Consider the following 19,090-nt stretch of genomic DNA (forward strand, 5'->3'; position numbering starts at 1 on the left):
TGGGGCTCCTCAGGCTCGGACGGCTGCGTAGCGGTTGGCGGGGCGTTCGAGTCCGAGCAGGCCGCGCAGGGTGTCCGCCTCGTAGGCGCGCCGGAAGACGCCTCGGCGCTGGAGTTCCGGCACCAGGCCCCGTGTGATGGCCTCCAGGTCGTGCCCGATCGCCGCGGGGCGCAGACGGAAGCCGCTGAGTCCGGCCCGGCGCCGTTCCAGGAGCAGTTCGGCCAGTTGTGCGGGCGTACCGGTGAACACTTCGGCGTCACTGGCGTAGGAGTGTCCCGCCAGGTCGTCCAGGCGGGCCTTGCGGTCCTTCGCCGTCGCCGGGTCGCCGTCCAGGAACACGACCAGGTCACCGAAGATGTGCAGCGGCTCCTCGGCCCGCCCCGCCGCGGCCTGGGCGGTGCGGATCTCTTCCACGGCCGCGCGGGCCTGGTCGGTGTCGTGCGGGGTGATGTAGCCGATGTCGGCGGAACCGCCCACCAGTCGGCGGGCCGCGCCGTGGTGCGCGAGCGCGCTGACGAGGGGCTGTCCCTGCGGTGGCCGGGGGGTGATCGAGGGGCCCTTGACGCTGAAGTACCGGCCTTCGAAGTCGATGTAGTGCAGTTTGTCGCGGTCGATGAAGCGGCGGGTGGCGACGTCACGGATCTCCGCGTCGTCCTCCCAGCTGTCCCACAGGCGGCGTACCACCTCGACGTGGTCGGCGGCCTCCTCGAAGAGCTCGCCGATCAGTGCCCTGCCCGCAGGGGTGTCCCGGTCCCCGGCGCCGAGAGGCGGGAAGGAGCGGCGGCCGAAGTGCGCCGCCTCGTTCCGCCGTGCGGACACCTGGACGCGCAGGCCCGCGCGACCGCCGCTGACGTAGTCCAGGGTGGCGATCGCCTTGGATATGTGGAACGGCTCGGTGTGGGTGGCGACCACCGTCGGAATCAGGCCGATATGGCGGGTCAGCGGTGCGACGCGGGCGGCGATGAGCACCGCGTCCAGCCGGCCCCGTACCTGGTCGGTGCGGCCGTCCGGCTCTGTGGGGTGCGAGGACTGGAGTCCGAGCGCGTCCTCGAAGGTGACAAGGTCGAGCAGGCCGCGTTCGGCCTCGGTCACGAGGGCGGCCCAGTAGCCGGCGGTGAGCAGGTCGCGGGGCCGGGCGCCGGGCTCACGCCATGCGGCCGGGTGCCAACCCGTGCCGTCGAGCGCGACGGCGAGACGGAGCGGAGGGGATGCGGACACGAAAGGGGTGCCTTCCTGGTGCGGGAGTGCCGGGCGGGACGGTCGCGACCGTGTGCTCATCGCGGAACTCCGGAGCCCGCGAAGGGAACCTGGGCGGCGGGCGCGGCCCCCTGGGCGCGCAGCGGGTGGGTCCACAGACCCTGCGCCCGAAGCCTCGGCAGCACGCCCTCGCCGAACCAGTACGCCTCCTCCAGGTGCGGGTAGCCGGAGAGGACGAACTCCTCGATGCCCAGGGCGTGGTACTCCTTGATCCGCTCGGCCACCTCGGCGTGGCTGCCGACCAGAGCCGTGCCCGCGCCACCGCGCACCAGGCCGATGCCGGCCCACAGGTTGGGGTGGATCTCCAGGGAGGCGCGGCTGCCGCCGCCGTGCAGGGCGAGCATGCGCCGCTGCCCCTCGGACTCGCTGCGGGCGAGCCCTTCCTGCACCGCTCGCACCGTCTCCGGGTCGAAGCCGTCCAGGAGGCGGTGCGCCTCCGCCCACGCCTGTTCGGAGGTGTCGCGGGTGATGACGTGCAGGCGGATCCCGAAGCGGAGGACCCGGTCCTGACCGGCGGCGAGCCTCCTGATCCGGGCGATCTTCTCGGCGACCTGGGCCGGAGGCTCCCCCCAGGTGAGGTAGACGTCGGCGTGGCGCGCCGCGATCTCACCGGCGATGGGCGACGAGCCGCCGAAGTACACCTCGGGGACGGGGTCGGGCAGCCGCGCGAGCCGGGCGTCCGCGACCCGCAGGTGCTCGCCGTCCAGGTCGACTGTCCCGCCCTCCCACAACTCGCGTACGACGTGCAGGAATTCCCCGGTACGGCGATACCGCGCGTCCTTGTCGAGGAAGTCACCGTAGGCGCGCTGCTCGTGGCTCTCCCCGCCCGTGACCACGTTGAGCAGCAGCCGGCCGCCGCTCTGCCGCTGGAAGGTGGACGCCATCTGCGCGGCGAGCGTCGGTGAGACGAAGCCGGGTCTGAAGGCGACCAGGAACTTCAGCCGCTCGGTGTGCCGGCTGACCATGGCGGTGGTCAGCCAGGCGTCCTCGCACCAGGCGCCGGTGGGGGTCAGCGCACCGGTGAAGCCGAGGTCCTCCGCGGCGCGGGCGATCTGGCTCAGGTAGGCCACCGTGGGCGGCCGGTCCTGTCCCGAGACGGTGGCCGGGGTGCCGTGGCCGCCGCCGACGACATGACGGCTGTCTCCGTTGGTGGGCAGGAACCAGTGGAAGGTGAGGTTCACCGGGGCTCACATCTCTCGCGGGTCGTCGGCGTTCGCGGTCGGGGCGTTCATCCGGCGGCCGCCAGCAGGGCCGTACGGCTTCCGAGGGCGACTGAGAACTGGTCCACGACCTGTGCGAGGGCCTCGGCCGGACCCGGCGCGACGGTCAGGTTGCCGTCGTCGCCCACCGCGATGTCCTTGTCCAGCGTGAACCAGCCCTGAACGATATGCGCGGCGCCCATGGAGCTGAGCACCGGACGCAGGGCGTAGTCGATCGCCAGGACGTGGGCCGTGGTTCCGCCGGTGGCCAGCGGAAGGACGGTCTTGCCGGCCAGGCCGTACTGCGGCAGCAGGTCGAGCAGCGCCTTCAGCAGCCCGGAGTAGGCGGCCTTGTACACGGGCGTACCGATCACCACCCCGTCGGCGCGGTCGAAGAGCGCGGCCGCCTCGCGGATCGCGGGGTGCTGGAAGTCCGCGCCGAGGAGGGCGTCGGCGGGGATGGTGCGGACGTCCAGCGGGATCACCTGGTGTCCCTGGGCCGTGAGCCGCGCGTCCAGGTGGCGCAGCAGCCGGCCGGTGCGGGAGGTGGCGGAGGGACTTCCGGAGACGGACAGGACGGTGGCCATGGCGGACCTTTCGGGGCGTGGGGACGGCTACTTGTTGGTCTTGGGCAGACCGGGCGGGTTGATCTCCGACTTCGCCACGGCTTCGTCGGACAGGCCCCAGCGCTTCAGCACCTTGGCGTAGGTACCGTTCTCGATGATCTTGTCGAGGGCGTCGGCGAGCGCCTTGACCAGTCCGTTGTCCTTCTTGGTGGTGGCCGCGATGAGTCCCTGGAGGGTGGCGCCGGCGCCGGAGTAGGTGCCGACGACCTCCGTCTTCCCGGTGGTGGCCGCGTGGTAGGCGGCGGTCGGGTTGGGGCCGAGGTAGAGGTCGATCCGGCCGGACTGGAGGGCGAGGTAGGTGTCGCTGTCGTTCTGGTAGTACTTGATGTCCACCGGCTTCAGGCCGGCCTTGACGTCCTCCTTGCTCCACTCGATGAGCAGCTTCTCCTGGTTGGTGCCGCTGCCCACGGCGACCGTCCGGCCGGCCACGTCCTTGGGCCCGGTGACCTTCAGACCGCTGCCCCTCTTCGCCTCGAAGCCGAGGTTGTCCTCGCGGTAGGCGGCGAAGTCGTACTTCTCCTTGCGTTCCTCGGTGTCGGTGATGTTGCTGAAGCCGACGTCGTACTTGCCGCTGTCGAGGCCGACGAAGATGTTCTCCCAGGAGACGGTGTTGACGTGCGGCTTCAGGCCGAGGACGTCGGCGACCAGGTGGGCGATGTCGGGCTCGACGCCGATGACGGACTTGTTGTCGGTGGCGTAGAAGGTGAGCGGCGCGGCGGAGCCGGAGGAGCCGACGATCTCCAGCGTGCCTCTCTCGCGGATCGCCTCGGGCACCTCGGCGGCGATGGATTCGACCCTGCCGGTGGTGACGCGGTGCTGTTCGGGGCTGAGGTTGATCTTCGTCCTGCCGCCCGTCGTGGCCGCGACCTCGGTCGTGCCGCCGTCGGAGGGGTTGCCGCAGGCGGCGAGGACGAGGGCCGAGGCGAGCGTGAGGCCTGCCGCGGCGGTTCGGCGGGCGGTGAGGGTGGGCACGGTCGTTCTCCTTGCGTGGGCGTGCGGGGTGAGGGGCGGTCAGAGGACCTTGGAGAGGAAGGCGCGGGTACGTTCCTGCCGCGGGGCGTCCAGGACGGCCGCCGGCGGACCCTGTTCCACGACGACCCCGCCGTCCATGAACACCACGGTGTCGGCGACCTCGCGGGCGAAGCCGATCTCGTGGGTCACGACGATCATGGTGGTGCCGGTCCGGGCCAGGTCCTTGACGACGTCGAGGACCTCGCCGACCAGTTCCGGGTCGAGCGCGGAGGTGGGCTCGTCGAAGAGCAGCACCTTGGGTTCGAGGGCGAGCGCGCGGGCGATGGCCACGCGCTGCTGCTGGCCGCCGGAGAGCTGCCGCGGATAGGCGTCCGCCTTGTCGGCCAGGCCGACGCGCTCCAGCAGCCGGCGGGCGCTTTCCTCGGCCTCCTTACGAGGGCGGCGCAGCGCCGAGACGGGGGCCTCGACGAGGTTGTCGAGCACGGTCAGATGCGGGAAGAGGTTGAAGTTCTGGAAGACGAACCCGATGTGGGTGCGCTGCTTGAGGACGTCCCGCTCCTTCAGTTCGTGCAGCTTGCCGCCGGCGCGGCGGTAGCCGATGAGTTCGCCGTCGATGCCGATCCAGCCGCGGTCGACCTTCTCCAGGTGGTTGATGGTGCGCAGCAGCGTGGACTTCCCGGAGCCGGAGGGGCCGAGGATCACGGTGACCTCGCCGGCGCGGACCCGCAGGTCGACGCCGCGGAGCACCTCCAGCGGGCCGAAGCTCTTGTGGACGCCGTGCACGTCCACCATCACGTCGTTCATCGGCCTTCTCCCGCGGGTGCCAGGGCCTTCAGGGGGATGACGGGACCACCGCGCCGGTTCGCCGCGGCGAGCAGGTCGCGCGGGAAGCGGCGGGCGCGCCGGAGCGGGCTGGGCGGCGGGGTGCGACCGGCGCCCCGTGCGTACCGGCGCTCGACGTAGTACTGGGCGACCGAGAGCAGGGAGGTCAGTGCCACGTACCAGGCGGTGGCGACCAGCAGCAGCGGGATCACCCGGCCGTTGCGCCCGTAGATCACCTGCACCCGGTAGAAGAGCTCGCCGATCGACATCACGTAGACGACCGAGGTGCCCTTGAGCAGGCCGATGATCTCGTTGCCTGCCGTGGGCAGAATGGCGCGCATGGCCTGCGGCAGCACGATCCGGCGGATCTGCCGCAGCCGGGGGATGCCCAGCGCGGCGGCGGCTTCCAGCTGGCCGTGGTCGACCGAGACGACGCCGCCGCGGACGATCTCGGCCGCGTAGGCGGCCTGGTGCAGCGTCAGCCCGATCACGGCGGCCCCGATGGTGCCGATCAGGCTGTTGCTGTCGACCGACCAGAGCACCGGGCCGAAGGGGACGCCGACGCCCAGCTCCTCGTACAGAGCGCTCAGGTTGAACCAGAACACGAGCTGGACGATCATCGGGATGGACCGGAAGATCCAGATGTAGGTCCAGGCGACGGTCCGCAGCACCGGGCTGTGTGAGAGTCGCATGAAGGCCAGGACGGTACCGAGGAGGAAGCCCAGCACGGTCGCGTAGGCGGTGAGCTGAAGGGTCACCCACACCGCCTGGACGATCGTCTCGGACAGGACGTAGTCGCCGAAGACTCCCCATTCCCAGACCGGGTTGGTGGCCAGCCCGTGCACGAACTGGGCGACCAGCACGACCACGGCGACGGCCGCCGTCCAGCGGGCGTAGTGGCGGACGGGGACGACCTCGAGAGCGGCCGGCTCGTCCGGAGCGGGCGGCGCGCCGGGGTCGGGGGCGGTGTCCGGCAGGGCCGCGCCGGGCGGGGCGGCGCCGGTGGTGGATGACATCGTCATGTTCCTGCTCGACTCTCAGCTGTGCTCGGGCGGATTGATCCGGGACGACTCGATCGCGGAGGCGGAGGTGCCCCACTTCCTGAGGATCCGGGCGTAAGTGCCGTCCTCGATCAGCTCGTTGACGGCGGCCTGGAACGCCTTGGTGAGCGGGGAGCCCTTCTTGAAGGCGAAGCCGACGTCGAGGCGGTGGTACTCCCCCACGAAGGCCGTCCCCGACGCGGGCTGCGCGGCCTGGTGGCGCAGGCCGTTGATGGTCGACATGATCACGTCGATGCGACCCTGCTGGAGCGCGGTGAGGGTCGCCGCGTTCTCCGAGTAGACCTGCACGTCGTACGGCTTCCTGCCCGCCTTCGCGCACACGTCCTTCTGCGCGGTGAGGGTCGCCTCGAACGTGGTGCCCGCCCCGGTGCCGATGGTCAGCCCGCACAGCTGGGTGAGGTCGGTGACCTTCTTCTTGAGTACGGCCCCGCCCTTCTTCACCGCGAAGCCCTGGCCGTCGTCGATGTAGGTGACGAAGTCGATGGTCTTCAGGCGTTCGGTGGTGACGCCGAAGTTGCCGGTGCCGAAGTCGTACTTGCCGCTGCCCAGGGCGGGCAGGATCGTCTCGAACGAGGCACCCTGACGCCGCAGCCGGATGCCGAGGACCTTGGCCGCCGCGTCGGCGAGGTCGATGTCCTGGCCGGCGGGCGCCTTGTCCGGGCCGTTCGGGTAGTACGCGCCGGGCGGGGACCCGATCGAGCTGCCGACCCGCAGCGTGCCCGCCCTGCGGACGCCGGCGGGCAGCAGGGCGGCGACGGAGTCCACCTCGCGCACGGCGGCGACCGGGTCGTCGGTCGGGGCGGGGGACGCCTGGGCACCCACCGCCGTGGCGCCGGGGGTGTCGCCGGAGCCGCAGGCGGCCACCGCCAGCAAGGGCAGCAGCGCGAGGCCGGCGGCGACCCGCGGACGGGTTGCGGACCTTCGGAGGTTTGCGGGGCGGCCCCCCTTCCCGTCCCGGCCGCCGAGGTGGGGTGGTCGGGACACGGAAGTCATTCGCCCACCGCCGCGAAGGTCCGGGGCCCGTGTGCCGCCCGCTCGGTCTCGCGTTCGGCGTCGCGTTTGGCGACCTCCTCACGGACGATCGGGATCACGTACCGGCCGAAGTCGATGGCGTCGCCCAGCAGGTCGTAGCCGCGTGCGGAGAGGATGTCGACACCGAGGTCGTAGTAGTCCAGCAGGGCCTGGGCGACCGTCTCCGGGGTGCCGACCAGGGCGTTGGAGTTGCCCGCGCCACCGGTGGCGGCGGCGGTCGGGGTCCACAGGGCTCGGTCGTAGCGCTCCCCCGCCTCGGCGATGGCGACCAGCCGCCGCGAACCGGTGTTCTCAGGAGTCGCGGCGCCGCGATGGGGCCGTACGGGGCCGGCGGCGCGCCGCTCCCGAATGGCACCGAGCGTGCGGTGGGCCTTCTCCCAGGCGAGTTCCTCGGTCGGGGCGATGATCGGGCGGAACGCGACCTGGATGCGGGGCACGTCGGCGCGGCCCGCGGCCTTCGCCGCGGCCCTGACCTCCTCGATCTGCTCGGCGGTCCGCTCCAGTGGCTCGCCCCACAGGCAGTAGATGTCCGCCTCGGCGCCCCCGGCGGCGTACGCGGCGGGTGACGAACCGCCGAACGACACCCTGGGGCGGGGCTGCTGGACGGGGAAGACGTCGCTGACGAAGTCGTGGAAGCGGTAGTGCTCGCCCTCGTGGTCGAACGGCTCGCGGCTGGTCCAGATCTTCTTGACGATCCGGATGTACTCGCGGGTGCGGGCGTAGCGCTCGTCCTTGGTGAGGGTGTCGCCCTCGCGGCCCTGCTCGTGGTCGTTTCCGCCGGTGATGAAGTGCACCGTCAACCGGCCCTCGCTGATGCGGTCGAGGGTGGCGAAGGTCTTCGCGGCGAAGGTCGGGTACGAGACGTTCGGGCGGTGGGCGAGCAGGATCTGGAGCCGGTCCAGCCGGCTCGCGACGAACGCGGCGGCGGGCGCCGGATCCGGCGATCCGGAGCCGTAGGCGAACAGCACCCGGTCCCACCCGTGCTCCTCGTGGGCCCGGGCGAGCCGGAGCGTGTACTCCTTGTCGAAGGCGGCGCCGGAGCGCGGGGTGGTCTCGGAGCCGTCGTTGGTGGCGGCGATGCCGAGGAACTCCACTGGCATGGGAGATGGCCTTTCCTCAGGTCTTCGGTGCCGGGTCCGGGCAGGCGGAGCGGCCGGCGGGCACGGCGGAGCAGCAGCCCCGCGGATCGTGCGACGGCACGTCCCGGGTGCTGGGAGACGGGTTGAGCGGGTGTGACGACGCGGGGGCGATGGGCGTCGGCTGAGCGGGGCGGCGGCAGCGCGCGTCGGTGCGTCCCGCGGACCGTCCCCACACGGATCAGCGCGGATCAAGCGCGGATCAAGCTCGGATCAGCGCGTGTCGGCGAGGGCGTGGGACGGTGCCACGAGGGGAGGAACTCGGCCCGCGACGGGGTGACCGAGGGAGGGAAGGGCCGGTCGGACGGCCCGCTGCCGCTTCAGGCGCAACACGCCGCGGACCACACCCGACCGAAGTCGATGTGGCCACGGGTGACCAGGCGCTGATCGGCATTCATGTGCTTAATTGAGCAGTACATCTCGCGTTCCGTCAACCACGGCCCGGATGACGGACGGGCGTTGAGCCGCTCCCGCGTGGTTGACACCGGCGCGCCGCCGCCGCATACGATCGAGGAGGAAACGGCTCCGCCGCGCGCGGCGGCCGTTCCGGCCGCGTTGAGGGACGCGGCGACCGTGACGACGCCGAAACCGGGGCCGCCCGCCCCCTCCTGCCCGCGCTGTCTCCGCGCGGATTCCGCGCACGTGTGTGCCGCCGTGCGGTCAACGGCGCCCGCGCCTCCCTCCCCTGGAGAGTCCCCCTGATGGTTTCGCCGTCCGACGTCACCGATTCCTCCCGCCCGCCGGCATCCGCCCCGCCCGCGGACCTCCGGGCGACCCCCGGCCAGGGCCCCGCCGCCGACCTGCCGCGCATCGTGCCCCGCCGGCACCTCGGCCGCCGGCTGACGGCCGGCGCGGCGCTGCTGGCCCTCGCCATGGCGGTCGACTCCGTGGTCCGCAACGACGCCTTCCAGTGGGCCGTGGTCGGCCGGTACTTCACCACCTCCGCCGTGCTCGACGGGCTGCTGCTCACGCTCTGGCTGACCGGTGTGGTCATGGTGCTCGGCTTCCTGCTCGGCATCCCCTTGGCGGTGATGCGGCTGTCCGGCAACCCGGTGCTGCGTACGCTGAGTTGGGGATTCGTCTGGATCTTCCGGTCCACCCCGCTGCTGGTGCAGTTGCTGTTCTGGTTCAACATCGGCGCCCTCTACCCGACGCTCGGCCTCGGTATCCCGTTCGGGCCGCGGTTCTTCACCGTCAGGACGGTCGACCTGCTCGGCCCCACCCTCACCGCCGTCATCGGGCTGACCCTGCACGAAGCCGCCTACGCGGCCGAGGTGGTGCGCGGCGGGATCCTCTCGGTGGACGCCGGCCAGACGGCGGCCGCCCAGGCTCTCGGCATCGGCAGGCTGCGCACCCTGCGCCGGATCGTCCTGCCGCAGGCGATGCGTTCCATCGTGCCGGCCGCGGGCAACATGCTGATCGGCACGCTGAAGGGCACCAGCATCGTCAGCGTGCTGGCCGTGCACGACCTGCTGTACTCGGTGCAACTGGTCTACAACCAGACCTACCAGATCATCCCGCTGCTGATGGTCGCCACCCTCTGGTACATCGCCGTCACGACGCTGCTCAGCGCGGGACAGTTCTACGTCGAGCGGCACTACGCGCGCGGCTCCACCCACCGGCTGCCGCCCACCCCGCTGCACAGGCTCAAGGTGCGTGCGGCCGGACTGCGCGCCCGGCTGGAGAGGGCGACCGCACCGGAGGCCCGCCCGGCGGTCGACGGCGACCGGTGAACACATCCGCGGTGAACACGTCCGCTCAGCGCCTTCCCTATAATTCCTATCGATTTACTAGGGAAGCGTTGACGCCGGCCCGGCGGGATGCGCAGGATGATGTACGCGCCGCTGCGGCAACGACCCCTTCGCCGCCGGGCGCGAGGCGCACGGCCGGTACCTGGCAGCACGGGCGGGCTGGTGAGCCAACCGCCCCTCGAAACCCTGCCGTTGACTTCGAGGAGACCTCCACCATGGACGTTGCCACCGCGCCGTCCGGCCCCCTTCCGGACTCCGGCCCGACCGGACCCGGCCACGCGCACTGGCTGCGCGTGGCCCGCGAGGCGGCGGACGACCTGGCCACGGACGCGGTGGCCCGGGAGCAGGCGGGCAAACCCCCGCTCGACGAGGTGTCCCGGTTGCGCGAGGCGGGACTGCTGGCGCTTCTCGTGCCGGCGGAGTCGGGAGGGGGCGGCGCGGACTGGACCACGGCCTACGCCGTGGTCCGGGAGATCGCGGCGGCGGACGGCGCGATCGGCCAACTGCTCGGCGGTCACTACTTCCTGGCGTGGAGCGCCCGGTTCCTCACCGACCCCTCCCGCGCCGCCCGGCTGGAGCGGCGGTGCGCGGCGGAGCAGTGGTGCTGGGGCGGCGGTCTGGCCCGTCAGGATTCACTTCTGACGCTGACCCGGGCGCGCGGCGGCGGCCATGTGCTCGACGGCCGGCAGAGCTACTCCACCGGAGTCCTGGTCGCCGACCGCCTCGCCGTGCGGGCCGTGCGGGCCGATACCGGCGAACCGCTCGCCGTCGTCGTCGATCCCGCCCACGACGGCGTCGGTACCGGTGGCGACGCCGACACCTTCGGCCAGCGTCTCGCGGCGGGCGGTAGCGTGGAGTTCGACTCCGTACCGGTCGCCGCCGACGACGTACTCGGTTCCCTGTCCGCGGACGAGGACATCCTGTCGCCCCCGACCGCCCTGGCCTCTCCGGTGGGGCGTCTTCTCTCCGTCCAGCTCCGTCTCGGCATGGCGGAGGGGGTGCTCGCCGAGGCCCGGGAGTACAGCCGGGCGGGCCACTCGGCCCCGCACCCGGCCCGGCCGGCCGGCTCCGACCAGGACCCGCAGGTGCTGGCCGCCTACGGTGAACTCGCCGTCCTCACCCGTTCCGCGTCCGCACTCACCGATCAGGCGCTGGAGGCCGTGCACGGCGGGCTGGCACGCGGCGCGGACCTGACCTACGACGAGTACGCGGACATCTCCGTCCTGGTCGCCATGGCCGAAGCCGCCTCGTCCCGGGCCGCGCAGGAGTCCACCGCCCGCGCCCTCGACATCGTCGGCGCCCGGTCGGCCTCCTCCCGGCTAGGCTTCGACCGCTTCTGGCGCAACGCCCGGACGCACACCCTGTACGAGCCCGTGGCCCCCCGGCTCCGCGACGTGGGGGACTACTTCCTCAACGGCGCGCACCCGCCGTTCGTCCTGCCCGCCTGAGCGCCGACCGTCCATCATGCGAACACCCCCTTGGGGTGAGCGCCGCCTTCTGCCACCATCCCTAGCGACCAGGTAGGAAAACTAGGGAAGGCGGGGGTGTGGTCATGAGGGCACCGAACCGCGCGTTCCTCCCGCCGCTCGCGCTGACCTCACGTCGGCACATCGACTTCGGCCGCACGTCCAGTGCCATCTGTCGCCTGTCTGAGCCGTCCGCGAACCCCGCCCGCCCGGGCGGGCCGGTCGCTTTCGCCTGACGCGCCTCCCGATCCGCCCACGGGTCCGGATCCGTTTCCCCGCTGCCGTGGATCGGCCGGCGGAGCACACGTGCCCAACGGCGCCCGCCTACAGCCCTGCTCGCATTCCGCGCCTCCTCGCTCACCCCTCCCCTGAGAGGACACCTCCGTGTCTGCCGCAAGACCGCTCACCACCCTGCGCACCCTCGCCGCCCTCGCGGCGCTCCCCGTCCTGCTGACCGCCTGCGGGTACGGTTCCGAGTCGACCGACGACGGGAAGAAGAGCGCGGTCGCGGCGGGTGCCGAGAAGCTGTCCACCGACGAGGTGAAGATCGGCTACTTCCCCAACCTCACGCACGCCACCGCACTCGTGGGCGTCCAGGAGGGCCTGTTCCAGAAGGAACTGGGCGGCACCACGATCAAGACCTCCACCTTCAACGCCGGCCCCTCCGAGATCGAGGCGCTCAACGCCGGGTCCATCGACATCGGCTGGATCGGCCCCTCCCCCGCCATCAACGGCTACACCAAGTCGAACGGCAAGAACCTGCGGATAATCGGTGGTTCGGCCTCCGGCGGCGTGAAGCTGGTCGTGAACCCGAAGAAGATCAAGTCCCTGAAGGACGTCAAGGGCAAGCGGATCGCCACACCCCAGCTCGGCAACACCCAGGACGTGGCCTTCCTCAACTGGGCCGCGGAGCAGGGCTGGAAGGTCGACGCACAGAGCGGCAAGGGCGACGTCTCCGTCGTCCGCACCGACAACAAGGTGACCCCGGACGCCTTCAAGTCCGGTTCCATCGACGGCGCCTGGGTGCCCGAGCCCACCGCGTCCAAGCTGGTCGCCGAGGGCGGCAAGACCCTGCTCGACGAGTCGACGCTGTGGCCCGGCAAGAAGTTCGTGATCACGAACATCATCGTGTCGCAGAAGTTCCTCAAGGAGCACCCGGACGTCGTCGAGGCCGTACTGCGCGGTTCGGTGAAGACCAACGCGTGGATCAACGCCAACCCGGACGAGGCGAAGGCGTCCGCCAACAAGGCGCTGGAGGAGCTGTCGGGCAAGGCGCTGCCCGCGGACGTCATCGACCCGGCGTGGAAGTCCATCACCTTCCTCGACGACCCGCTGGCCTCGACCCTCGGCACCGAGGCCGAGCACGCGGTGGCGGCGGGCCTGCTCGACAAGCCCGACCTGAAGGGCATCTACGACCTCGCGCCTCTCAACAAGGTCCTCAAGGCCGAGGGCAAGGACGGCCTCGACGCGGCCGGCCTCGGCACCGAGTAGCACCGGCCGACCGCGGCGGGCACGCCCCGCTCGAACCTGGCCCCGGCACCGGGCCGGTCATCCTCCGCTCACGCGGGTACGGATGGCCGGCCCGCTGTCATGTGTGCGGGAGGGGACACCCTCCGTCACGTCACTGGACACCTGCCGGTCGCCGCCGCACCCCCTCCCGGCGCGCCCCACCCGCCCGTCCGCCTGCGCACTGCGCCGAGGCGGGCCCCTGCCCACTCCCCCATCCCCTTCCCCCACTCCGACCTCAGGAATACCCCCCGGGGTACCCGTGTTACGGTGGAACACATACCCGGGGGGGTAATCTCCGTGGAAGGGGCATCTCCGTGTTCTTCATCGACACCATCGAGCTCGAGGGGCTGGGCAACCGCCACTACCTGGCCGGCGGCCGCGACACGGCCGTGGCCGTGGACCCGCCGCGCGACTTCGACCAGGTCCTGGCTGCGGCCGCCCGGCGCGGGGTGCGGATCTCGCACGTGGTGGAGACCCACATCCACAACGACTACGTCACCGGCGGCCTCGAACTGGCCCGGGTCACGGGCGCCGCCTACCTGGTTCCGGCCGGGGCGCACGTCTCGTTCGCCCGTGTGGCGGTGGGCGACGGCGACACGGTCGCCCTCGACGGCGGCCTCGAACTGCGGGCCGTCGCCACGCCCGGCCACACCCCGCACCACACCTCCTACGTGCTGCACGAGGACGGCGTACCGGTGGCCGCGTTCACCGGCGGGTCGCTGCTGATCGGCACCGTGGGCCGCCCCGACCTGGTCGAGCCCCGGCTGACCGAGCGGCTGGCGCGCGCCCAGCACGCCTCCGCCCACCGACTCGCGGCCGAGCTGCCGGACGAGACCCCGGTGCTGCCGACACACGGTTTCGGCAGCTTCTGCTCCTCGGCGCAGGCGGAGGGGGACGCCACGACGATCGGCAAGGAGAAGACCGCCAACGCGGCTCTCACCCAGGACGTGGACTCCTTCGTCGCCCACCTGCTCGCCGGTCTCGACGACGTCCCCGCCTACTACGCGCACATGGGTCCGGCCAACGCCGCGGGTCCGGCCCCGGTCGACCTGACTCCCCCGGCCGTCGCGGACGCGGACGAGATCGCCGCCCGGCTCGCGGCCGGTGAGTGGGTGGTGGACCTGCGCAACCGGGTCGCGTTCGCCGAGGGGCACGTCGCCGGGTCGTTCAACTTCGAGGCGGACGGCAAGATCGCCACCTACCTGGCCTGGATGATCCCGTGGGGCAAGCCGGTCACCCTGCTCGCCGAGTCCCCCGAGCAGCTAGCCGCCGCGCAGCGGGAGCTGGTCCGGGTGGGCATCGACCGGCCCGCCGCCGCCGCGACCGGGACGCCCGAGCAGTGGGTGCCCGAGGGCGGCCGGCCTGCCACCTTCGCCCGCTCCACCTTCGCCGGCCTGGCCGAGCGCGGTACCGACGGCGTCGTCGTGCTGGACGTGCGACGGGGCTCCGAGCGGGCCGCCGGTCACATCGAGGGCTCCGTGCACATCCCGGTCCACGAGCTGCACAAGCGGCTCGCCGAGGTACCGGCGGGCACGGTCTGGGTGCACTGCGCCGGCGGGATGCGCGCCGGTATCGCCGCCTCGCTGCTCGACGCCTCGGGGCGGGACGTCGTGGCCGTGGACGACGGCTTCGACGCCGCCATCGCCGCCGGACTGACCGTGGTCCCCGGCTGAACCCGCCCCGCCCCTTCCGTTCCGAACCCACGAGAGGTCGTGCGATGTCCCTCTTCCGCCGCGGCGAGGACCGCGTCACCGTCGACGATGCCCGCCGGCGTGTCCAGGACGCCGAGGCGCCGGCCGTCCTGCTGGACGTACGCGAGCAGGACGAGTGGAACGCCGGGCACGCGCCCGGCGCGGTCCACGCGCCGCTGTCCCGCCTGACCGCCGGGGCGATGCTGCCGGACGCGGCCCGGGAGCGGCCCCTGGTGGTGATCTGCCGCGGCGGGAACCGCTCGCGGCAGGCCGCCGGGCTGCTCGCCGGCCGGGGCGCCGAGGCGGTGGACGTCAAGGGCGGCATGAAGGCGTGGGCCGCCGCCGGGCACCCGGTCGTCGACGAACGCGGGAACCACGGCTCGATAGCATGACCGCTCTGCTCCTCGCGCTCTTCGCCGGTGCCGTCGTCGGTCTGGCCCTCGGTGGGCTCGGCGGTGGCGGCAGCGTCCTGGCGGTGCCCGCCCTGATCTACCTGCTCGGCCTCTCCCCGGCGCAGGCGACCACGGCCGCCCTGGTGATCGTCACCCTGACGTCGGTCACCGCACTCGCCGGTCACGCCCGGGACGGCAACGTCGCCTGGCGTACCGGTCTGCTCTTCGCGGCGGCGGGCATCGTGCCCGCCATGATCGCCGGGGCCGCCGCCGGACGACTGCCCCAGACCGTACTGACCGCCGCCTTCGCCGTCGTCGCGGCACTCGCCGCGCTGCGCATGCTGCGTCCCGCCCGGACCGAGGGCTCCGGTGCGGTGCGGCCCGGGAAGGCCGGTGCCGCCGGTGCCGGGCTCGGCGCGGTGACCGGGTTCCTCGGCGTGGGCGGCGGCTTCCTCGCCGTGCCGGCCCTGGTCGGCGTGCTGAGCCTGCCCATGCGCCGGGCCGTCGGCACCAGCCTGCTGGTCATCACGGTCAACTCGCTGGCGGCGCTCGGCGCCCGGGCCGGCAGCGGGACGCGTCTGGACTGGGCGGTCGTCGCGCCGTTCACCGCTGCGGCGATCCTCGGCGCCTGGGACGGCAAACGGCTCTCGAAGAAGATCAGGGGCCAGGCCCTGCAGCGCGTGTTCGCCTGCGTGCTGCTCGCGGTGGCCGCCCTCATGCTCCTCGACGCGCTCGTCTGACCACTGCGGCCCGGCCCCCACCGGCCCGCCTCACCACTCCAGCAGTACGGCCCCCGCCCGGGGCGCCTCCACAGACAGGAAAGAGATCAAACGATGACCACCCCCCTCACCCTCGACCCCCAGCAGGCCCGCTCCCGGCTGCACGAACTCACCGTCATCGACGTCCGCACCCCCGGCGAGTACGCGGGCGGCCACATCCCCGGTGCACTCAACATCCCGCTCGACCAGCTCGGCCGGGCGGTGCCGGACATCCGGGCCGCCGCCGAGCGCGGCGAGGTCCTCGTCGTCTGCGCCTCGGGCGCCCGTTCCGAGAACGCCTGCCGGACGCTCGCCGAGAGCGGCGTGCACACCGCCACCCTCGCCGGCGGCACCGGCGCCTGGGCCGCCCAGGGCAACGACCTCGCCCGTCCCGAGGGCGGCACGCGGGCGGCCTGGGGCATGGAGCGGCAGGTCCGCCTCACCGCCGGCTCCGTGGTCCTGCTCGGTCTCGCGCTGGGCGAGTTCGTGCACCCCGCCTTCCGGCTGCTGTCCGCGGGTATCGCCGGCGGACTGGTCTTCTCGGCGGTGACCAACACCTGCGGCATGGCCGCCATGCTCGCGAAGCTCCCCCACAACCGGCCCCGCCAGGCCGACCTGGAGGCGACGCTGACCCGTCTGCGCGGCAACTGATCCGGGACCGCGGCGACGACCGCGCCCGCGTGCCCGCCGTGCCGGTGCACGGCGGGCACCGCACACGGCGGAGGGGTGACCCCGGGATCCGGGACCACCCCTCGCGCCCGTGTGAGGGCGTCAGCCGAGGTCGCGCACCCTGACGGCGTGGATGCCGCGGCCGTGCGTGGCCGCGTACAGGGTGCCCCCGTCGGGGCTGAGCCTGAGCTGCAGCACGGCGACGGCCGGGAGGGAGCCGACGCGCTGCCACTTCGTGCGGCCCGGCGCGCGGTAGACGACGCCGAGGTCGGTGGCGAGGGCGAGTCCGCCGTCCTGGGTCACCACGGCGGAGTCGGCGGGCACGTCGGGCAGGTTCGCCGAGACGTCCTTCCAGGTGGTGCCGCCGTCGGTGGACTCGAAGACGTGGCCGTGCCCGGCGCCGGGGCCCTCGGTCCAGTGCCGCGAGAAGCCGTTGACCGCGAGGAAGACGTGGTCGGCGTTCCTCGGGTCGACGGCGAAGCCGCTGAGGTAGCGGTTGGGTACCGTGCCGTCCGCCCCGGTGGCCGGCAGGCCGATGTCGTGCCAGCCGGTCCCGTCGGCGTTGCCGACGGCGATGCCCCGGGCGAACCCGTCCTCGTTGCAGGGCCCGCACCAGGCCGCGTACACCTTGCCGCCCGAGGCGGCGACGGCGGTCGCGGTGCGGCCGGCGCCGAGGTCGTGCACGCTCCGCCACTCGGAGCCGCTGCGGATGGCGTAGCCGTGGTCCTGCACCCAGATGTGCCGGCCGCCGGCGATCCAGGTCGCGCTGTTCCTCATGTCGGCCGCGAGCGGAGCGATGAAGCGGGCCTCACCGGTGGTGTTGTCGGCCGGTGCGACGTTGTACGAGGTCGCCTTCGCGGGGTCGGTCGTCCAGGAGCCGTCGTTCACGGCGCAGTTCTGGGTGACCTGGACGGCGAGGTAGACGTACTCCTCGGCGATGTTGCAGCCGTCGGCCGGGTCCGTGAGGGTGTCACCGCCGTCACCGCCGAAGTCGGAGCCCATGACCTTGTCGTCGCTGCGCAGGATCGACTGGCCGTTGTCCTGCAGTCCACCCGTGACGGACACCCCGTGGTGGCCCGGGTCCCGGCCGACGCCCACCGAGTAGTACTGGAGGGTGTCGATGGTGCCGTCGTTGAGCGAGGCCCAGTCCGTGGCGTGGCCGGAGGAGTCCTGGGAGCCGTGCACCGGGCGGCGGTAGGCGCCGCCGTCGTTGCCGACGTAGACGTAACTCCGGCCGTGGTAGCGGCCGATCGCGACGCCGTGCTGGTCGGAGTGCGTGGTCTGGTTGCAGCTTCCGGTCTGCCGGGCGGGATCGATGCTCCAGCAGGGGAAGTTGAAGTTCCAGTACGGGCCGACGGTGGACCAGGTGGCGCCGCCGTCCCTGGTCTCGTAGACCTCTTCGAGGCCGGCGTACACGTGCTCGGGGTCGGCCGGGTCGACGGTGAGGAACTGGTTGTACCAGGCCTGCACACCCGGCATGTAGCCCGCCGTGGTCAGCGCGGAGCCGTCGGCCGCCAGCTGCTTGTAGTCGGCGATCTTCGTCCAGGGCCCGAAGGGTGAGGCGGCGCTGTAGATGCCCTGCAGGCCGCTGTCCGGGTTGGTGGCCATCTGCTCGGGCGACTGGTCGATGGCGTAGTAGCGGGAGCCGTCGGCGGAGCGGGCGAAGGTCACCGTGCCCACGTTGTCGGCGTCGGTCGGCAGCGCACCGAAGCCGCCGGTGATCCGCTTCCAGTGGCCCGCGGTCCTGGTGTAGAAGCCGTTGTAGTCGTCACCGCTGCGCCAGCCGGCCGCGAGGATCACCCTGGCGGGGTCCTTGGGGTCGACGGCGATGTCGTTGGTGATGTTCTTGTAGGCGGCGTCCCCGTCCGTCGCCTTCGGGCCGCCCGGCAGATAGTCGGGATTGGGCGCGAACTCCAGTTTCCAGGAGCCGTGCAGGTTCTTGGTGGAGTGGCTCCACACGCCTTCGCTGGTCGCCGCCCACACCCTGCCGCCCGCGAAACGGAGTTGGCGGACGGTGGTGCTCTCCAGCTCGTCGCCGCCGACCCGGCTGCGGGTGCTGAAGGCACCGTGGTGCGGGTCGGACAGCACGTACACGCCGCTGCCCAGGTAGGCGTCCGCGTTGGTGTTGGCCTCGCCGGTGCCGAGCCACAGCCGTCCGGTGCCGTCGACGGCGAGCGCTCCGGTGGACTGCGAGGGCAACCGGTCGCTGATGGACCGCCAGTGCCCGCCACCGGTGCGCGAGCGCCAGACTCCGCCGCCGGCACTGCCCGCGTAGACGTAGCCGTCGTCGTCCGCGGCCATCGCGGCCATCCGCCCGGTGACGTTTCCGGAGCCGCCGCTGGAGTTGGAGTCGATGTCGCGGTAGCGGGGGTCGTCGGAGTCGTAGGTCAGCCCGGTGACGTGCCGCCAACTGCCCTTGGTCTGCCGGAGACCGTTCAGTCCCCGCCAGGCGGCGCCGTAGGCGCCCGGTGTGACGACGCCGGGCGCGGTACGGGCCTCGGCGTACTGGTCGGCACCTTCGGCGATCTCGTCCGCCTCGTTGCCGTCGTCCCCTTCCTCCGGCCTCGCCCGGGGACCGCCGGTCCCGGTCGAGTGCTCGCGCTGGGCGGCGAGCCGGTCGAGCGCGCGGACCCCGAAGGGGCTGACATGGTGACCGGGCGCGGCGGTCGCGGGTATCGCGACCAGCCCGGCGGTCGCCGTAATGGCGCAGATCGTGAGCCATCGTCTTCTGCGGGTTGGTGCCGGCACC

General features: G+C 72.5%; 16 protein-coding genes. 7 read left to right on the forward strand and 9 right to left on the reverse strand.

Translation table 11 applies throughout. The features are described from left to right. Positions 1-9: 9 nt before the first annotated feature. The 8 genes from ACWCPN_RS32060 to ACWCPN_RS32095 all read right to left on the reverse strand — a co-directional run bounded on the left by ACWCPN_RS32060 (position 10) and on the right by ACWCPN_RS32095 (position 8,069). On the reverse strand, positions 10-1,218 hold the full coding sequence (locus ACWCPN_RS32060) for an LLM class flavin-dependent oxidoreductase (RefSeq protein WP_451213413.1): 1,209 nt from the start codon (positions 1,216-1,218) through the stop codon (positions 10-12). 56 nt (positions 1,219-1,274) lie between these two features. Continuing rightward, on the reverse strand, positions 1,275-2,438 hold the full coding sequence (locus tag ACWCPN_RS32065; RefSeq protein WP_451213416.1) for an LLM class flavin-dependent oxidoreductase: 1,164 nt from the start codon (positions 2,436-2,438) through the stop codon (positions 1,275-1,277). Between the two features lie 47 nt (positions 2,439-2,485). Further along, positions 2,486-3,043, reverse strand: a complete 558-nt coding sequence (ssuE, locus tag ACWCPN_RS32070; protein WP_451213419.1) for an NADPH-dependent FMN reductase — start codon at positions 3,041-3,043, stop codon at positions 2,486-2,488. Between the two features lie 27 nt (positions 3,044-3,070). Then, positions 3,071-4,054: an ABC transporter substrate-binding protein gene (locus ACWCPN_RS32075; protein WP_451213422.1), complete on the reverse strand. Its 984-nt coding sequence runs from the start codon at positions 4,052-4,054 to the stop codon at positions 3,071-3,073. 39 nt (positions 4,055-4,093) lie between these two features. Next, a complete protein-coding gene (locus ACWCPN_RS32080; RefSeq protein ID WP_451213426.1) occupies positions 4,094-4,858 on the reverse strand; it encodes an amino acid ABC transporter ATP-binding protein in 765 nt (254 codons plus the stop codon). After that, positions 4,855-5,892 carry an amino acid ABC transporter permease gene (locus ACWCPN_RS32085; RefSeq protein ID WP_451213429.1) on the reverse strand — a complete coding sequence of 346 codons (1,038 nt, stop codon included), beginning with the start codon at positions 5,890-5,892 and terminating at the stop codon, positions 4,855-4,857. Before ACWCPN_RS32085 ends, ACWCPN_RS32080 begins: the two co-directional genes overlap by 4 nt. Before the next feature lie 21 nt (positions 5,893-5,913). Next, on the reverse strand, positions 5,914-6,810 hold the full coding sequence (locus ACWCPN_RS32090) for an ABC transporter substrate-binding protein (protein WP_451213431.1): 897 nt from the start codon (positions 6,808-6,810) through the stop codon (positions 5,914-5,916). 116 nt (positions 6,811-6,926) lie between these two features. After that, positions 6,927-8,069 (reverse strand): LLM class flavin-dependent oxidoreductase, encoded by a 1,143-nt coding sequence (locus tag ACWCPN_RS32095; protein WP_451213434.1) that lies wholly within the window; start codon positions 8,067-8,069, stop codon positions 6,927-6,929. Positions 8,070-8,806: 737 nt separating this feature from the next. Between ACWCPN_RS32095 and ACWCPN_RS32100 the strand changes: the two genes are divergently transcribed. The 7 genes from ACWCPN_RS32100 to ACWCPN_RS32130 all read left to right on the forward strand — a co-directional run bounded on the left by ACWCPN_RS32100 (position 8,807) and on the right by ACWCPN_RS32130 (position 16,323). After that, on the forward strand, positions 8,807-9,838 hold the full coding sequence (locus ACWCPN_RS32100; protein WP_451213437.1) for an amino acid ABC transporter permease: 1,032 nt from the start codon (positions 8,807-8,809) through the stop codon (positions 9,836-9,838). 233 nt (positions 9,839-10,071) lie between these two features. Continuing rightward, positions 10,072-11,304 carry an acyl-CoA dehydrogenase family protein gene (locus tag ACWCPN_RS32105; protein WP_451213440.1) on the forward strand — a complete coding sequence of 411 codons (1,233 nt, stop codon included), beginning with the start codon at positions 10,072-10,074 and terminating at the stop codon, positions 11,302-11,304. Between the two features lie 402 nt (positions 11,305-11,706). Continuing rightward, on the forward strand, positions 11,707-12,813 hold the full coding sequence (locus ACWCPN_RS32110; protein ID WP_451213443.1) for an aliphatic sulfonate ABC transporter substrate-binding protein: 1,107 nt from the start codon (positions 11,707-11,709) through the stop codon (positions 12,811-12,813). 332 nt (positions 12,814-13,145) lie between these two features. After that, complete coding sequence (locus ACWCPN_RS32115; RefSeq protein WP_451213446.1) at positions 13,146-14,504, forward strand: MBL fold metallo-hydrolase; 1,359 nt, start codon at positions 13,146-13,148, stop codon at positions 14,502-14,504. Between the two features lie 44 nt (positions 14,505-14,548). After that, complete coding sequence (locus ACWCPN_RS32120) at positions 14,549-14,914, forward strand: rhodanese-like domain-containing protein (RefSeq protein WP_451213449.1); 366 nt, start codon at positions 14,549-14,551, stop codon at positions 14,912-14,914. Continuing rightward, on the forward strand, positions 14,911-15,654 hold the full coding sequence (locus tag ACWCPN_RS32125) for a sulfite exporter TauE/SafE family protein (protein WP_199212898.1): 744 nt from the start codon (positions 14,911-14,913) through the stop codon (positions 15,652-15,654). The genes ACWCPN_RS32120 and ACWCPN_RS32125 overlap by 4 nt, the downstream gene beginning before the upstream one ends. 93 nt (positions 15,655-15,747) lie before the next feature. Continuing rightward, positions 15,748-16,323, forward strand: coding sequence for a rhodanese-like domain-containing protein (locus ACWCPN_RS32130; RefSeq protein ID WP_451213453.1), 576 nt, complete (start codon positions 15,748-15,750; stop codon positions 16,321-16,323). Between the two features lie 120 nt (positions 16,324-16,443). Here ACWCPN_RS32130 and ACWCPN_RS32135 read toward each other — a convergent pair whose 3' ends face one another. Then, positions 16,444-19,089 carry a glycosyl hydrolase gene (locus ACWCPN_RS32135; protein ID WP_451213456.1) on the reverse strand — a complete coding sequence of 882 codons (2,646 nt, stop codon included), beginning with the start codon at positions 19,087-19,089 and terminating at the stop codon, positions 16,444-16,446. Position 19,090: the final 1 nt, after the last annotated feature.

Source organism: Streptomyces sp. NPDC002386, from assembly GCF_053593175.1.

Coding starts and splice junctions, on each gene's coding strand:
- ACWCPN_RS32095 (WP_451213434.1), bottom strand. CDS start 8,069: ATGCCAGTGGAGTTCCTCGGCATCGCCGCCACCAACGACGGCTCCGAG.
- ACWCPN_RS32120 (WP_451213449.1), top strand. CDS start 14,549: ATGTCCCTCTTCCGCCGCGGCGAGGACCGCGTCACCGTCGACGATGCC.
- ACWCPN_RS32105 (WP_451213440.1), top strand. CDS start 10,072: ATGGACGTTGCCACCGCGCCGTCCGGCCCCCTTCCGGACTCCGGCCCG.
- ACWCPN_RS32125 (WP_199212898.1), top strand. CDS start 14,911: ATGACCGCTCTGCTCCTCGCGCTCTTCGCCGGTGCCGTCGTCGGTCTG.
- ACWCPN_RS32100 (WP_451213437.1), top strand. CDS start 8,807: ATGGTTTCGCCGTCCGACGTCACCGATTCCTCCCGCCCGCCGGCATCC.
- ACWCPN_RS32130 (WP_451213453.1), top strand. CDS start 15,748: ATGACCACCCCCCTCACCCTCGACCCCCAGCAGGCCCGCTCCCGGCTG.
- ACWCPN_RS32080 (WP_451213426.1), bottom strand. CDS start 4,858: ATGAACGACGTGATGGTGGACGTGCACGGCGTCCACAAGAGCTTCGGC.
- ACWCPN_RS32085 (WP_451213429.1), bottom strand. CDS start 5,892: ATGTCATCCACCACCGGCGCCGCCCCGCCCGGCGCGGCCCTGCCGGAC.
- ssuE (WP_451213419.1), bottom strand. CDS start 3,043: ATGGCCACCGTCCTGTCCGTCTCCGGAAGTCCCTCCGCCACCTCCCGC.